Annotated in this window: 14 protein-coding genes and 1 tRNA gene; 3 read left to right on the top strand and 12 right to left on the bottom strand. The window is 59.9% G+C overall.

Annotation, left to right across the window (positions count from 1 at the left end; translation table 11 throughout):
- Nucleotides 1-45: 45 nt before the first annotated feature.
- From era to KSX58_RS05050, 6 genes are all read right to left on the bottom strand, one after another.
- Entirely contained in the window at nt 46-1,044 is a 999-nt protein-coding gene (gene era, locus KSX58_RS05025; protein WP_003809452.1) for a GTPase Era, read from the bottom strand.
- Nucleotides 1,037-2,455 carry a hemolysin family protein gene (locus KSX58_RS05030; RefSeq protein ID WP_003809453.1) on the bottom strand — a complete coding sequence of 473 codons (1,419 nt, stop codon included), beginning with the start codon at nt 2,453-2,455 and terminating at the stop codon, nt 1,037-1,039. Before KSX58_RS05030 ends, era begins: the two co-directional genes overlap by 8 nt.
- Before the next feature lie 48 nt (nt 2,456-2,503).
- On the bottom strand, nt 2,504-3,049 hold the full coding sequence (gene ybeY, locus KSX58_RS05035) for an rRNA maturation RNase YbeY (protein ID WP_003809455.1): 546 nt from the start codon (nt 3,047-3,049) through the stop codon (nt 2,504-2,506).
- Nucleotides 3,050-4,183, bottom strand: coding sequence for a PhoH family protein (locus tag KSX58_RS05040; protein WP_003809457.1), 1,134 nt, complete (start codon nt 4,181-4,183; stop codon nt 3,050-3,052). It abuts the gene before it with no gap.
- 37 nt (nt 4,184-4,220) lie between these two features.
- Entirely contained in the window at nt 4,221-4,556 is a 336-nt protein-coding gene (locus tag KSX58_RS05045; RefSeq protein ID WP_011743131.1) for a histidine triad nucleotide-binding protein, read from the bottom strand.
- A gap of 94 nt (nt 4,557-4,650) precedes the next feature.
- Nucleotides 4,651-5,448 carry a 16S rRNA (uracil(1498)-N(3))-methyltransferase gene (locus tag KSX58_RS05050; protein ID WP_033499432.1) on the bottom strand — a complete coding sequence of 266 codons (798 nt, stop codon included), beginning with the start codon at nt 5,446-5,448 and terminating at the stop codon, nt 4,651-4,653.
- Between the two features lie 121 nt (nt 5,449-5,569).
- Between KSX58_RS05050 and KSX58_RS05055 the strand changes: the two genes are divergently transcribed.
- The 3 genes from KSX58_RS05055 (at nt 5,570) to glgC (ending at nt 8,027) form a co-directional block, all read left to right on the top strand.
- Nucleotides 5,570-5,657: transfer RNA gene (locus tag KSX58_RS05055), tRNA-Leu, on the top strand.
- Nucleotides 5,658-5,724: 67 nt separating this feature from the next.
- Nucleotides 5,725-6,603 (top strand): RNA methyltransferase, encoded by an 879-nt coding sequence (locus KSX58_RS05060; protein WP_003809463.1) that lies wholly within the window; start codon nt 5,725-5,727, stop codon nt 6,601-6,603.
- Nucleotides 6,604-6,782: 179 nt separating this feature from the next.
- Nucleotides 6,783-8,027 (top strand): glucose-1-phosphate adenylyltransferase, encoded by a 1,245-nt coding sequence (gene glgC / locus KSX58_RS05065; RefSeq protein WP_003809465.1) that lies wholly within the window; start codon nt 6,783-6,785, stop codon nt 8,025-8,027.
- 117 nt (nt 8,028-8,144) lie between these two features.
- Here the strand turns inward: glgC and KSX58_RS05070 are convergent, their stop codons facing one another.
- The 6 genes from KSX58_RS05070 to sufB form a co-directional block, all read right to left on the bottom strand.
- Nucleotides 8,145-8,732 carry a metal-sulfur cluster assembly factor gene (locus KSX58_RS05070; protein ID WP_011743129.1) on the bottom strand — a complete coding sequence of 196 codons (588 nt, stop codon included), beginning with the start codon at nt 8,730-8,732 and terminating at the stop codon, nt 8,145-8,147.
- Nucleotides 8,733-8,836: 104 nt separating this feature from the next.
- Nucleotides 8,837-9,388, bottom strand: a complete 552-nt coding sequence (sufU, locus tag KSX58_RS05075; RefSeq protein WP_003809470.1) for a Fe-S cluster assembly sulfur transfer protein SufU — start codon at nt 9,386-9,388, stop codon at nt 8,837-8,839.
- 6 nt (nt 9,389-9,394) lie between these two features.
- A complete protein-coding gene (locus KSX58_RS05080; protein ID WP_038444413.1) occupies nt 9,395-10,669 on the bottom strand; it encodes a cysteine desulfurase in 1,275 nt (424 codons plus the stop codon).
- On the bottom strand, nt 10,666-11,445 hold the full coding sequence (gene sufC, locus KSX58_RS05085; RefSeq protein WP_011743126.1) for a Fe-S cluster assembly ATPase SufC: 780 nt from the start codon (nt 11,443-11,445) through the stop codon (nt 10,666-10,668). The genes KSX58_RS05080 and sufC overlap by 4 nt, the downstream gene beginning before the upstream one ends.
- A 15-nt stretch (nt 11,446-11,460) precedes the next feature.
- Nucleotides 11,461-12,684 (bottom strand): Fe-S cluster assembly protein SufD, encoded by a 1,224-nt coding sequence (gene sufD, locus KSX58_RS05090; RefSeq protein WP_003809475.1) that lies wholly within the window; start codon nt 12,682-12,684, stop codon nt 11,461-11,463.
- A 5-nt stretch (nt 12,685-12,689) separates the two neighbouring features.
- A complete protein-coding gene (sufB, locus tag KSX58_RS05095) occupies nt 12,690-14,210 on the bottom strand; it encodes a Fe-S cluster assembly protein SufB (RefSeq protein ID WP_011743124.1) in 1,521 nt (506 codons plus the stop codon).
- Nucleotides 14,211-14,290: the final 80 nt, after the last annotated feature.

Genomic DNA, 14,290 nt, shown 5'->3' on the forward strand with positions numbered 1-14,290 from the left:
GTAGGCGAAGTGAGCAGCTTCGCCGCGAAGCGGATCCTAAGCGGCTTAGAAGCCCAGCTTCTCAAGCTGCTTAGGATCCGACTGCCATCCCTTGGCCACCTTGACATGCAGGTCGAGCTTGGCCTTCTGCCCGACGATGCGGTTGACCGCGGTGCGCAGCTTCTTCTTGACGCGTACCAGATGCTCCGCGTTATGTCCGATGATGATCGGCTTCTGCGAATCACGTTCCACGTAGATCGACACAATCACCTGCGCCTTGCCCGCGTAGGATTCGCCGCTGTCGTTGTCTTCCGGATATTCGATGGAATCCACCACCACGGCGAGCGAATGCGGCAGCTCGTCATCCAATTCCTCCAGGAACGCGCCTCGAATCAGTTCGGCGATGGTGTCTTCCGGACGTTCTTCGGTGATTTGCTCGGCCGGATACATCTGCGGTCCTTCGGGCATGTTCTCCACCAGCACGTTGCGTACTTCGGCGAGATTGTCGTGCTCGAGGGCGCTCACCGGCACAATGTCGGTGAAGTCGGCGAACTCGTTGATTTCGATGAGCTTGTCGATCAAAGCGCTTCGGTCCAATTCGTCGATTTTGGTGACGATGGCGATCAGCGGCACCTTCCATTTGAATGTGCCGTCGTCGCGTTTGACGGCGAAATCAGAACGCAGCCTGCTCAGAATGCGTTTGTCGCCGGGGCCGATTTCCTGGTCGGCGGGCAGCAGGAAGGCGATCGCGTCGACATCGGATAGCGATTCGTCGACGACATCGTTCAGCCGCTGTCCGAGCAGCGTACGCGGACGGTGGATACCGGGGGTATCGACCAGCACGATCTGCGCGTTGTCTGTGGTCAGAATGCCGCGGATGGCCTTACGTGTAGTCTCCGGACGGGATGAGGCGATGGCGATCTGCGTGCCGATAAGCGCGTTGATCAGCGTCGATTTGCCGACGTTCGGACGTCCGACCACCGCGACGAAGCCGGAACGATATGGAACGGGGGCTTCGGCGTCGGAATGCTGGGAAGCCGGTTCGGTCACATCTGCGTCAGTCATGCTTGTCCTTGGAATCCTTGTCGTCATGGGATGCCTCTTCGGCACCGTTCGTATGGTCTTCGTGTTGTTCAGTTTCGTCCACGCCCTCGACGTGGGCCGGTTCCACCACGATGGTGGACACTTTCTTGCGGCGTCCCGCGGAGTCGACCGCGGTCAGGCGCAGGCCCCTGGTGACGGCCGTCGAACCGACGATCGGCACGCGGCCAAGCAGCTTGGTGAGCAGACCGTATACCGTGTCGACGTCGTCCTCGTCGATGTCGATTTCGAAGATCTCCTCCAAGTCGGCGATGGGCGTGCGTGCCGGCATGCTCCATTTGTTCTCGCCGATTTGTTCCGGATCGGCATGCTGGGTACGGTCGTGCTCGTCCTCCAGTTCGCCGACGATCTGTTCGATGGTGTCTTCGATGGTGACCAGGCCGGCGATGCCGCCGTATTCATCCACGACGATAGCCACATGCTGGCGGGTGCGCTGCATCTGGTGGAACAGGTCGTCGACCGGCTTGGATTCGGGCACCAGCATCGGGTCACGGACGATGGATTCGACATCGCGGGATATCGCCGCGGGATTGAACGCCGTGGCGCGCACGGCATCCTTCAGGTATGCCACGCCGACCAGATCATCCACATCATCGCCGATGACCGGTATACGGGAGAATCCGGAACGGGAGCACAATTTCAGCATGTTCTCCAGCGTCTCCCCGCGTTCGATGCAAATCATATCAGTGCGCGGCACCATGATCTCACGCGTCAACGTTTCGGACAACGTCAATACGTTGCGCAGCATTTCGGAAACCTCAGGGTCGAAATCATTCGCCTCGACCAGACGATCTATGGTGGCGCGCCCTTGTTCGAGTTGGATTTTTTCAAGCTCCTCATCGTCCGACAGATCATTCGAATGACGTTTCGCATCCTTCTGTCCGCCGATTTTAGCGAATGGCGTCAAAGCCACCGCGACCGACGCCGCATCGGCATGCTTCAGCATCAGATCGACCGGTTTGGAGGCGCCCGCGCTACGTGGACGGACCAGCAGCGAAATCACCGCGACCACCAGCGCGAACACGAAGCCGACAAGCAGTCCCGCCCATAACGGCGCATCGCACAACGACGCGATCGCGGCGACCAACACACCGTCAAGCACATTGCAGGTGATGCGGAAGAACGCGCATGAACCGGCGGTCGCGTAGCGGTCGGCGATCAGCCGCTGCACCTTGTGGATGCGTTTGATCTTCTTGTCGCGTATGAATTGCGACGCCTCCGTATCCGTCTGAATCTCAAGAATGAGGTTGTTCAGACTTGCCCTCGTGACACGTCCCACCGCGCCTTCCGTCGCGGCCATCGACAGCGACAGCCAGACCAGCAGCAATGCGATGACGACGAGAATCGCAATCATCGTGATAGTCGTTGTTTCCATGGTTCGTCAACCCCCACTTTCGAAACCGTCGGATGATGCATCATGCCGTCATTTGGCCGTTTTGCCGCCGGCCCCGTGTTCGCGGTCCCATTCGGCGAGCGCATCCGGCGTGCCGGCGGGAAGCGTCGCCCGCGCGCCGGCTCCCTGTCGAAGCGCGAAGAACGTCAATAGCAGCTGGCGTTGCAAGCCGAACATCTGCCGTTCCTGTTCGGGTGTGACATGGTCGTATCCGAGCAGGTGGAGGATGCCGTGGATGGTCAGCAGCATCATTTCCTCCATGGTGCTGTGGCCGGCCGCGAGCGCCTGCTGGGCGGCCACCCACGGGCATAGCACGATGTCGCCCAGCACGCCTTCCATTTCGGTTCCGCCGTCTCCGGGGCGCAGTTCGTCCATTGGGAAGCTCATGACGTCGGTGGGGCCTTCGAGGTTCATCCAACGCATGTGCAGTTGGGCGATGGGATCCGGGTCCACGAACATGATGGTCAGGTCGGATTGTGTGCTGACCCTCATCTGGCTCATGACCCATACGCCGAGGTCGGAAAAGATTTTGCCGTCGATCTGCCAGGCGGTTTCGTTCGTCACTTCAACGCTCATTTATGCGTTTTCCTTGTTCTTGTCGTCGAATGGTTGCGATGATGCGGCACGCGCGCTTCTGCTGTGGTCTCCCGCTATGGCCGTGTGCCTGTCGTAGGCGGCGACGATTTTGCCCACGAGCGCGTGGCGGACCACGTCTTCGGGCTTCAGGTGGGCGAAGGCGATGTCGTCGATGCCGTCGAGGATGCGTTCGATGGTGGCCAGACCTGATTTCGGCACGGTCAGATCCACTTGGGTCACGTCGCCGGTGATGACCATTTTGGTGTTGAATCCCAGTCGGGTCAGGAACATCTTCATCTGCTGTTCGGTGGTGTTCTGGGCCTCGTCGAGGATCACGAACGCGTCGTTGAGCGTGCGGCCGCGCATGTAGGCGAGCGGCGCCACTTCGATGGTGCCGTCGTCCATGTATCGCTTGAGCTGGTCCGCTCCGAGCATGTCGGACAGCGCGTCGTACAGCGGTCGCAGGTACGGGTCGACCTTTTCGTTGAGCGTGCCCGGCAGGAAGCCGAGGTTCTCCCCTGCTTCGACGGCGGGACGGGTCAGTATGATGCGCCGGACCTGCCTGTCTTGGAAAGCACGTACCGCTTTGGCTACGGCAAGATAGGTTTTGCCGGTGCCTGCCGGTCCGATGGCGAAGGTGATGGTGTGCGATTCGATGGCGTTGACGTAGGCTATCTGTCCGGCGGTTTTGGCACGGACCGGTTTGCCGAGCGCGAAGGTGATGACGCCCGGCACGTGAGGACGCCGCCTGTCTGCGGTTTCCTCACGATGGGACGCGTGCGACTGTTGCCTGCCGGCCATGCGCAATTCCTCCACCACGCGGCCGTGGCCGGGATGTGTGGCGCGGACCGGATTTTTAAGCACGTTCTGGTCGAGCATGCGACGGACGGTATCGGCGTCCATCGGCGCGGTATAGGCGGCTTGGATGATATCGGCAACCACCTGTTCGGCTTGGGCGGCTTGGGATTCGGATTTGCTGGAATGCGACATGATGGCGATGCGGTTGCCCCGTACGATGATGGTCAGATCGGGGAACGCACGTTCGACTTCCCGAAGCACCTCGTCCACAGGGCCAAGCACGGTCACCGGATCAAGCTGTTGGGGTATCGCGATGGTGCGTGTAGTGGTGGGCACAGAACCTCTTCCGATGTCGGTATTGGCGGTATGTGGACTATTCGTCGAGCTTTTCGCCGGTAAGCACGTGGGCGTGCACGTGGAACACGGTCTGTCCGGCGTCGATTCCGGTGTTGAAGATCAGACGGAAGGCGCCATGGAACTCCTGGTCGGCGATTTTCTGCGCCACTTCGGCCATGTGGGCGAGCTGTGCCGGATCCTCTTTGGCGAGTTCGGCGACGTTCGCGTAGTGCTTGCGCGGCACGATCAGTACGTGCACCTTGGCTTTCGGATTGATGTCCTTGAAGGCGTAGGTGGCATCGTCCTCGTACACCTTCTCGCTGGGAATCTCACCTGCGATAATCTTGCAGAACAGGCAATCCTTGTCGCTCATAACGCTCCTTATCGGTATTGGAAAAACCTTCGCTACCATGCTACACCAGCAGGAAACGGGGCGATTCCGGCAATTTCACGCAATGGAGCCGGGATCAGACGAAACGTCCCAATGCTCGCGCGAGCAATGACAGCGCGACCGGACCGGCGGTGGACGCACGTAGGATGTTGCTTCCCAGCACGCACACTTCGGCGCCGGCTTTCGTGAACGCCTCGACTTCGGCGTCGCTGATGCCGCCTTCCGGACCGACGAGCACATATATGGTGCGCGGACGTCCGTCCTTCAGACACGTATCGGACAGTTTGGCGATACCGGTTTCCAGTTGTTCCCAGGTCTTCGTGGCATCTTGATGCAGCACGATCACCATGTCGCCATGCACGCATGCGCGCTTGCAGATGGCGACCACCTGCTTGCTGGTCACGCAATCGTCCAGCTGGGGCGTCCACGATCTGCGCGACTGTTCGGTGGCGGATTCCAGCACCTGCCTCCACTTTTTGTCAGTACGTCCTGCCTTCCATTTGGCGATGGAACGGTCGGCCTGCCAGGGAATCACCTGATCGACGCCGATCTGCGTGGCCATATCGATCGCCTGCTCGTCATGGCCGGTTTTGGCGAGAGCCTGCACCAGCGCGAGCCTGGTGACCGGCTGCGGCTCCTTGCCGAATCGCAGCACTTCCGCGATTCCCTGCTGCGCGTCGCGCAGTACGGCGTGGATGCGCAATCCCCTGCCGTCGGAAAGCTGCAGTTCGTCGCCGTCCTTCAATCGCATGGCCTGGATGGCGTGCCTGCGTACGGATGAGGGAAGCGTCAGCCTCCATCCGGCGTTGAGCTCGTCGCTGTTCACCGGTACGTCGTCATGGTCCGTATCAAGCAGAAAAAGGGCATCAGTCATAGCTTCCGAGCCTATCAGGAACCCCACATAACCCATATCGGACCTATCGCGACACGCCAGGATTTGCATCATGGATTTCAACTGCTATAGTTTTCATTCGTTGCCGCTGAGCAACGCACCTGTCCGGGTGGCGGAATGGTAGACGCGCTAGCTTGAGGTGCTAGTGCCTATTTTATACAGGCGTGCGGGTTCAAGTCCCGCTCCGGACACCGGAATAAACCCCTTGGAGACAAGGGGTTTTCTTGTATCTGACGAAAGATTGGCGGAATACGGGCAATGCGGTTCATTCATCTTGACTCCATCGACGACGAGCGTGTGGCGGCTTATGTGAATCTCACGGAAATCCAGCTGCGCAACAGGCTGGAGCCCAGCAAGGGATTGTTCATCGCCGAATCGCCCAAAGTGATAGACCGTGCCCTGGCCGCTGGACGCGAGCCGATTTCCCTGCTGGTCGAGGAGTCGTGGATCGACGGCATGAGCGGCATGTTCGATGTCATCGAGAAACGTTGGGGCGATGGCATTCCCGTGTATGTCGCTTCGCCTGAGCAGCTCAAACGTCTAACCGGCTACCGGCTGCATCGCGGAGCCCTTGCCGCGATGAAACGCTGGTCCCTGCCCAGCGTCGAAGAGGTCTGCCGTGGCGCTCGCCGGGTCGCGGTCATGGAGAATATCGTCGACCACACGAATGTGGGCGCTCTCATGCGTTCGGCTGCGGCGCTCGACGTGGATGCGGTGCTCGTCACTCCGTCCTGTGGCGACCCGTTGTACCGGCGCGCGGCACGCGTGTCCATGGGCACGGTGTTCCAAGTGCCGTGGACGCGCATCGGAGGGGACGACAAGCATTATTGGCCGTTCACCGGCATGCGGGAACTGCATGATCTGGGGTTCACCACCGTAGCGATGGCGCTTGAGGATGATTCCATTTCTTTGGCCGAATTGGTCCGCCGTCTCAACAACGCCGAGACTGAAAGCGACCATATTGACAAGCTCGCGTTGATTTTCGGTACCGAAGGAGATGGACTGTCGCACCACACCATCTCCCGCGCCGACCTTACGGTGAAGATTCCCATGAGCCACGGCGTGGACAGTCTCAATGTCGCCGCATCAAGCGCGGTCGCCTTCTATGCGACGCGTCGAGTGGACCATCATGCGTGAGACGCGCATGAACGCATGGTGAAACGTTGCTGAAACGAACTGGAAATTTTCAAGACTCGCGCTGCAAACTCCTTGCGATTTGCTGAATTTATGCAATCATAGTGTGCGTAAGCGGTTTCGTGATGAAGCGGACCGACCGTGCGTACGGTGTCGCAAGACGCTCTCAGAGAGGAGTTCCCATGGCGAAGAACCCAAAGATTCTTTCCATCGTGCTGGCAGGCGGTGAGGGCACCCGTCTGATGCCATTGACCAGGGACAGGGCCAAGCCTGCCGTCCCATTCGGCGGCGTGTTCCGTCTGATTGATTTTCCGCTGAGCAATCTGGTGAATTCCGGCTACATGCAGACGGTCGTGCTTACCCAGTACAAGTCCCATTCGCTTGACCGCCATATCTCCACTGTATGGCGTTTCTCGCCGCTGTTGGGCAACTACGTCTCCCCTGTGCCGGCGCAGCAGCGTCTCGGCAAGCATTGGTATCTCGGCTCGGCCGACGCCATCTACCAGACCATCAACATCATTGAGGACGTGCAGCCCGACATCGTGGTGATTGTCGGCGCCGACCATGTCTATCGCATGGATTTCCAGCAGATGGTGCAGCAGCACATCGAATCCGGCGCGGAATTCACCGTTGCCGGCATCCGTCAGCCCATCAGCCAGTCCAACCAGTTCGGTGTGATCGAGGTCGATCCCGATCATCCGAATATGATCAAGAGCTTCCAGGAGAAGCCGCAGACCACCACGGGACTGCCGGACGACCCGAATTCCATCCTGGCCTCCATGGGCAACTATGTGGCCAACACCGATGCCTTGTTCGCGGCGCTTTCGTTGGATGAGAAGGCCGAGGATACGAAGCATGATATGGGCGGCGACATCGCGCCGTATTTCGCGGCACGCAACGAGGCCGGCGTCTACGATTTCAATTCCAACGAGATTCCGGGAGCCACACCGACCGACCACGCCTACTGGCGTGACGTGGGCACGCTGAAGCAGTTCTACGATGCGCATATGGATCTGATCTCCTATGTGCCGGAGTTCAACCTGTACAACACCGAATGGCCTATCTACACGCTGTCCGGCAACCTGCCGCCGGCGAAGTTCGTGCATGCCGGCCGCGACCGCCTGGGCCATGCCACCGATTCGATCGTCTCCCCCGGCGTCATCGTTTCCGGCGGCGAGGTGCACCATTCCGTCCTGTCGCCGAACGTGCGCATCCATTCGTGGTCTCAGGTCGTCGATTCGATTCTGTTCGACGGTGTGGTCGTCAACCGTCGCGCGCGGGTCTACAAGGCGATTCTCGACAAGAACGTCGTGTTGACGGAGAATTCGACCGTTGGCATCGATACCGAGCATGATTTGGCGCGTGGCTTCACCGTCACGCCGGAAGGCATCACCGTGGTGCCGAAGGGTACCGTGGTCGACGACTGACATACGTCGTAATACGAAAGGCGCGCTTCCCCGTTCGGGAGACGCGCCTTTCGTATGTTGTTCCGTTTTTCTTACGTTTGGCGGCTGCGGTTCACTGCACGGCAACCGCAGCAACCGTCAGTATTTCGGCAGATTGTCGAAATTGAATCCGAGCGCGGCAAGCTGGTCACGGCCTTCCGGAGTGATCTTGTCCATGGTCCAACGCGGTTGCCATGTCCAATCAATACGGAATTCCTCGACGAGACCGGCGAGGGTGCTGGCACATTCGTCCTCGATCAGATCGGTCAGCGGGCAGGCCGGCGTGGTGAGCGTCATCGTGATGATGGCTCGGCCCAGTTCGTCGATTTCGATGCCGTAAACCAGACCAAGGTCGATGACGTCGATGCCGAGTTCCGGGTCGATGACCTGGTGCAGGGCTTCTTTCACGTCAGCTGCCGTGGCACGTCCGATATCGTCGACGGCTTTCAGCGGAATGTCGTCATCCTGCGGTTGGGAGCATCCGCACGCGTCGGCATGATTGCCGCAGCCGCAAGTGTCCTGCCCGTCTTTTTTGGATTCCTTGTTCACCGGCTTGCCGTCCTTGAACCCTTTGGCCAGGTTCGGATTGAGCATGACGCGACGGGCCGCGTCCTCATCGTTGCCCAAGGCCTTGGTCACGGAATCGAAGATCGACGCCTGCGGTTCGGGTACCAGGGTGTCGCTCATTGTCTCTCCAAACTGTTGATGGACGTTGCTTGTATCTGTTGAGCAAGAATAGCGCGTCGCTTGGGGTTTGTCACTAGTGTTTTTCCAAACGCCGAGTTGAAGGCTCAGGCTTTCGCGGCCAGAGCCTTGGCCACGGCGTCCTTCATGCCCTCCCAGCCGAGCAGCGCGCATTTGATGCGCATCGGATACTGGGAGACCCCTTGGAAGACGATGCCGTCCTCCAAGGATTCCTCGGCCTGTTCGTCATTCAGTCCTTTGCCGCGTGACTCCATAAGCTTATGGAAGGTTTCGGCGAGTTTCATGGCCTCGTCCACGGTTTTGCCTTCGACGAGATCGACCATGACGGACAGGCTGGCTTGGGAGATGGAGCATCCGTGGCCATCCCATACGAGCCGTTCGATGGTGTATGGCTCGGCATCGGAGACTTCGGCATGGATGGTGGCCTCGTCACCACAGGTCGGGTTGAATTGGTGCGATTCTCCCGGCGTGCAGTATTCGTGGCTGGTCTGCACCGTGGTTTCGGCGGCATGCGAGGCGTTTTCCGAAGCGAGGTCAGGTGCGAAATGCTCCTTGCCGTGCGGGTTCTTCGCGGCTTCGAGGATGACTTCCTGGTACATCTGCTCAAGGTCGCTTCCGGACATCTCAAAATCACTCATATTTCGTTACTCAACTCCAAAGAACGGACGAACTTTGCCGAGCGCCTCGATGAGGGCCTGCGCGTCTTCGACCGAATTGTAGATGCCGCTGGACGCGCGGTTGGAGGCATACACGCCGAAGTGGCGGTGCACCGGCTGCGCGCAGTGGTGTCCGACGCGGATGGCGATGCCCTGCGCGTCGATGAACTGGCCGACGTCGTGCGGATGCACGCCTTCGACTTCGAACGCGACGGTACCGATGCGCTCCTTGTTGGAGCGGGGTCCGAGGATTCGGATGCCGTCGATATCGCCCATTTTGAGCAGTTCGTCGGTGATGGTGCGTTCGTGCGCCTCGAGGTTTTCCATGCCGATGTTCATCAGCCATTCGGCGGCGACACCGGCGGCGACGACCTGTGCCACCGGCTGCGTGCCCGCTTCGAATCGTGCGGGAGGCTCCATGTACTGGGCTTCCTGGTCCATCCAGGCAAGCTCCACCATGGATCCGCCGAAATTGGCCGGAGGCAATGCCTCAAGCATTTCACGCTTGCCATAGAGGAATCCGACGCCGGTCGGGCCATACATTTTGTGGGCGCTCCATGCGGCGAAGTCGACGTCCAAAGCGTGGAAATCCACTTTGAGGTGCGGCACGGACTGGCATGCGTCGAGCACGAACACGGCACCCACCTCGTGGGCGCGGCGGATAATCGGCGCGATGTCGGTAATCGCTCCTGTGGTATTGCCCACATGCGTGACGGCAACGATCTTCGTGCGGTCGGTGATTACTTCGTCCGCGGCGTCGGAACGCACACGGCCTTCCTCGTCCAAGTCGAACCATTTGAGCGTGGCGCCGGTGCGCAGCGCAAGTTCCTGGAACGGCAGCAGCACGGAATGGTGTTCCGCCTTGGTGACGACGATCTCATCGCCCGGTTTCAACGCGAAACGCTTGGCGGCCTCTCCCCCGCGTCCAAGCGACGCGTTGCCGAATGCGGTGGCCAACAGGTTCAGTCCTGCGGTGGCGCCGGCGGTGACGACGATCTCCTCTTCGCCTTCCGCCGAATCGGCGCCAACCAGCTTGGCCACTTTGGCGCGCGCATCCTCGAACGCCATGGTGCTACGCGCGGCAAGCTCATGCGCGCCTCGGTGCACTCCGGCGTTGATGGTGCGGTAGAAGTCCGATTCCGCGTCGATCACGCACTGCGGCTTCTGCGATGTCGCGGCGGAATCGAGGTATACCAGCGGATGGCCGTGGATTTCCTGGTCGAGAATCGGAAATTGGCTGCGGATCGCTGCGAAATCGGTCATGCCAATGCGCTTTCCGAATCGGAGCCTTCCGGCAGGTATGCGTCGTAGCCGGTCTCCTCAAGCTCGTCGGCGAGTTCCGGACCGCCGGTCTTGATGAAGTGGCCGTCGGCGAACACGTGCACGATGTCCGGCTTGATGTAACGCAGGATGCGGGTGTAGTGGGTGACCATGAGGATACCGAACTGGTTGGCTTCCTTGGCACGGTTCACACCTTCGGAAACGATGCGCAGCGCGTCGACGTCGAGGCCGGAGTCGGTTTCGTCGAGGATGGCGAACTTCGGCTTGAGCAGTTCGAGCTGCAGCACTTCCGCGCGCTTCTTCTCACCGCCGGAGAAGCCTTCGTTCACGGAACGGGTGGCGAACTTCGGGTCCATCTTGAGCCGCTTCATGGCTTCGGACAGTTCCTTCGTCCACGTACGGATGGCCGGCGCCTTGCCGTCCACTTCGGTTTTGGCGGTGCGCAGGAAGTTGGTCATGGACACGCCCGGCACTTCGACCGGGTACTGCATGGCCAGGAAGATGCCCGCCTTGGCTCGCTCGTCCGGGGTCATCTTGAGGATGTCCTCGCCGTCGAGCAGCACCTGGCCGGAGTCGACGATGTACTTCGGGTGGCCGGCCAGCGTGTATGCCAGGGTGGATTTGCCGGAACCGTTGGGGCCCATGATGGCATGGGTTTCACCGGAGTTGACGGTCAGGTTCACGCCTTTGAGGATCGGCTTGATGCCGTCCTTGGTTTCGACGTGCGCGTACAGATCTTTGATTTCAAGGGTTGACATGGTTTCTCCTGACGATTATTTCTCTTCCAATACCTGTGCGATCGCGTCGCTTTCGCCGCGGGCCAGGCGCTTGTCGATGACGTTCATAAGATGCTCGGAAATCGCCGGAATGCCGATTTCCTCGACGAGCTCGCCGAAGAAGCCACGCACCACGAGCTTGCGGGCCTCGTTTTCCGAGATGCCGCGCGATTCGAGGTAGAACAGCTCTTCGTCGTCGAATCGTCCGACGGATGAGGCGTGGCCGGCACCGATGATGTTGCCGTTTTCGATTTCCAGATTCGGCTCGGAATCGGCGATGGCACCTGGGGTGAGCACCAGATTGCGGTTGAGCTCGTAGGAGTCGGTGCCTGGCGCGGTAGGCTCGATCAGCGCGTTGCCGACCCATGTGGAGTGCGCGCCCTTGCCGTCGAGCGCGCCCTTGTAGACCACGCGGCTCTTGCATTCGGGATGGTTGTGCACCACCATCGTGCGGTGTTCGATATGCTCGTCCGGGTCCACGAAGTAGATGCCGAGCATGTTGAGGTCGCCCTGCTCGCCGCCGAAGTCCTGGTCCATGCGAATGCGCACGACATCACCACCGAGGGTGACCACGGAATGGCGCAGGGACGCCTCCTCGCCCACGTGGATGCGCTGGTTGCCGACGTGTTTGGAGTCCTTGTTCCATTCCTGGATGAAGGTGGTGGAAATGTGGGAGTCCTTGCCTGTGGTGATTTCCACGCCTTCGGCGAGACGTGCGTCGCCGTCATGTTCGACGACCACGTCGGCATGGGCGCGGTCGGCTGCGATGATCGACAGGTGGAACGCGTCGAGGTCCTTGCCGGTGCCATGCATTTTGACGAGCACCGGCTGGTCGATCTCACCGTCGATGGTCAGTATTCCAGCGCGTTTGCCGGAATTCCATTCGACTGCGGACACGCGGTCGTTCGGCTTGGAGACGATGCCTGTGCCGGTGTCCCCCACCGTGCCTTCGGCATACGTGACGCCTTCGGCAAGCGGCGACCCGTCGATCATGGAAACGGTGACCTGCGTTTCATTGGATGGTTCGAACACATCGAAGAACTCCTCGATGCGCTCTATCGGCGTGTAGCGCCAGTCCTCCTGTTTGCGGTCCGGCTTGGCGAACGCTTCGATGTCGAATGAGCGTGGAGCGCGGTCCGCGGATGACGGCATGGCCGCCGGATTCGCGTACGGATCGGACGGATCCGCGACGGGGATGTTGATTTCCTGAGTTTGTGCCATGGTGATCAGCCCACCGATCCTTCCATCTGCAATTCCACCAAACGGTTCAATTCGAGCGCGTATTCCATCGGCAGCTCGCGACTGATCGGTTCGACGAAGCCGCGCACGATCATGCCCATGGCCTCGTCTTCGGACAGGCCGCGGCTCATCAGATAGAACAGCTGGTCTTCGGAGACCTTGGAAACGGTGGCCTCATGCGCCATGGAGACGTTGTCCTCACGCACATCCACATGCGGGTACGTGTCGGAACGGCTGAATTCGTCGACGAGCAAAGCGTCGCAGACCGTCGAATTGGAGGACCCTTCCGCGCCCTTGACGATTTTGACGAGGCCACGGTATGCGGAACGTCCGCCGCCACGGGAAATCGACTTCGCCACGATGGTGGAGCTGGTATGCGGGGCGAGGTGAATCATCTTCGCGCCCGTGTCCTGGTACTGTCCCTTACCAGCGAAGCCCAACGACATGGTGCTGGCCTTCGCATACGGCTCGGCGAGGATGCATGCCGGATACTTCATGGTGGCTTTCGAGCCGATGTTGCCGTCCACCCATTCCATGGTGCCGCCCTCACGCACGTAGGCGCGCTGCGTCACCAGGTTGTACACGTTGTTCGACCAGTTCTGCACGGTGGTGTAACGCACACGGGCGTGCGGCTCGACGAAGATCTCCACCACGCCGGAATGCAGCGAGTCGGTGGAGTAGATCGGCGCGGTGCAGCCTTCCACGTAATGCACGTAGGAACCTTCATCAGCGATGATCAGCGTGCGTTCGAACTGTCCCATGTTCGGCGTGTTGATGCGGAAGTATGCCTGCAGCGGAATGTCCACGTGCACGCCCTTCGGCACGTATACGAACGAGCCGCCCGACCATGCGGCGGTGTTCAATGCCGAGAATTTGTTGTCGTTGCTCGGAATGCATTTGCCGAAATACTTCTTGACGAGTTCCGGGTACTTTTGCACGGCGGTGTCGGTGTCGACGAAGATGACGCCCTGCTCTTCGAGATCCTTCTGGATTGAATTGTAGATGACCTCGGACTCGTACTGCGCGGCGACGCCGGAGACGAGTCTGCTTTTCTCCGCTTCCGGAATGCCGAGCTTGTCGTACGTGGAGCGGATTTCGTCGGGCAGTTCCTCCCAAGTGGTGGCCTGCTTGTCGATCGGCTTGACGTAGTACTTGAAATCGTCGGCGTCGAAGTCCTTCAAATCGACGCCCCACTGCGGCATTGGACGGTTGATGAAATCGCGATACCCTTCCAATCGCTTTTCCAGCATCCATTCCGGCTCGTGTTTGTCGGCGGAGATGGCACGCACGACGTTCTCGTCGATGCCTTTCTTCGCTGCCTCGCCGGCGAAGTCCGTATCGTGCCAACCGTAGTTGTAGTCACCGAATTGCTCGATGATCTCGTCATCCTGCTTGATCTTGTCTTCGTTCACGCGCGTGCGATCAGCCACATACTGGCTCATCTCCACGTCGGCCGCGGCGTTGGACGCTTGGTTCTCTGCCACCGTACGCTGCCTCCATTCACTCATTGATACCTATGACAACCTAACAGAACACACAGCGAAACACTAGACCTTATTCGAAATTCGACAGTATTCGCCCGTGATTT

Source organism: Bifidobacterium sp. MSK.17.10, from assembly GCF_019129655.1.
Classification (GTDB): domain Bacteria; phylum Actinomycetota; class Actinomycetes; order Actinomycetales; family Bifidobacteriaceae; genus Bifidobacterium; species Bifidobacterium adolescentis.

Bases quoted from the DNA above. Each gene is read 5' to 3' on its own strand.
- era (WP_003809452.1), bottom strand. From the start codon at position 1,044: ATGACTGACGCAGATGTGACCGAACCGGCTTCCCAGCATTCCGACGCC.
- KSX58_RS05030 (WP_003809453.1), bottom strand. From the start codon at position 2,455: ATGGAAACAACGACTATCACGATGATTGCGATTCTCGTCGTCATCGCA.
- ybeY (WP_003809455.1), bottom strand. From the start codon at position 3,049: ATGAGCGTTGAAGTGACGAACGAAACCGCCTGGCAGATCGACGGCAAA.
- KSX58_RS05045 (WP_011743131.1), bottom strand. From the start codon at position 4,556: ATGAGCGACAAGGATTGCCTGTTCTGCAAGATTATCGCAGGTGAGATT.
- KSX58_RS05050 (WP_033499432.1), bottom strand. From the start codon at position 5,448: ATGACTGATGCCCTTTTTCTGCTTGATACGGACCATGACGACGTACCG.
- KSX58_RS05060 (WP_003809463.1), top strand. From the start codon at position 5,725: ATGCGGTTCATTCATCTTGACTCCATCGACGACGAGCGTGTGGCGGCT.
- glgC (WP_003809465.1), top strand. From the start codon at position 6,783: ATGGCGAAGAACCCAAAGATTCTTTCCATCGTGCTGGCAGGCGGTGAG.
- KSX58_RS05070 (WP_011743129.1), bottom strand. From the start codon at position 8,732: ATGAGCGACACCCTGGTACCCGAACCGCAGGCGTCGATCTTCGATTCC.
- sufU (WP_003809470.1), bottom strand. From the start codon at position 9,388: ATGAGTGATTTTGAGATGTCCGGAAGCGACCTTGAGCAGATGTACCAG.
- KSX58_RS05080 (WP_038444413.1), bottom strand. From the start codon at position 10,669: ATGACCGATTTCGCAGCGATCCGCAGCCAATTTCCGATTCTCGACCAG.
- sufC (WP_011743126.1), bottom strand. From the start codon at position 11,445: ATGTCAACCCTTGAAATCAAAGATCTGTACGCGCACGTCGAAACCAAG.
- sufD (WP_003809475.1), bottom strand. From the start codon at position 12,684: ATGGCACAAACTCAGGAAATCAACATCCCCGTCGCGGATCCGTCCGAT.
- sufB (WP_011743124.1), bottom strand. From the start codon at position 14,210: ATGAGTGAATGGAGGCAGCGTACGGTGGCAGAGAACCAAGCGTCCAAC.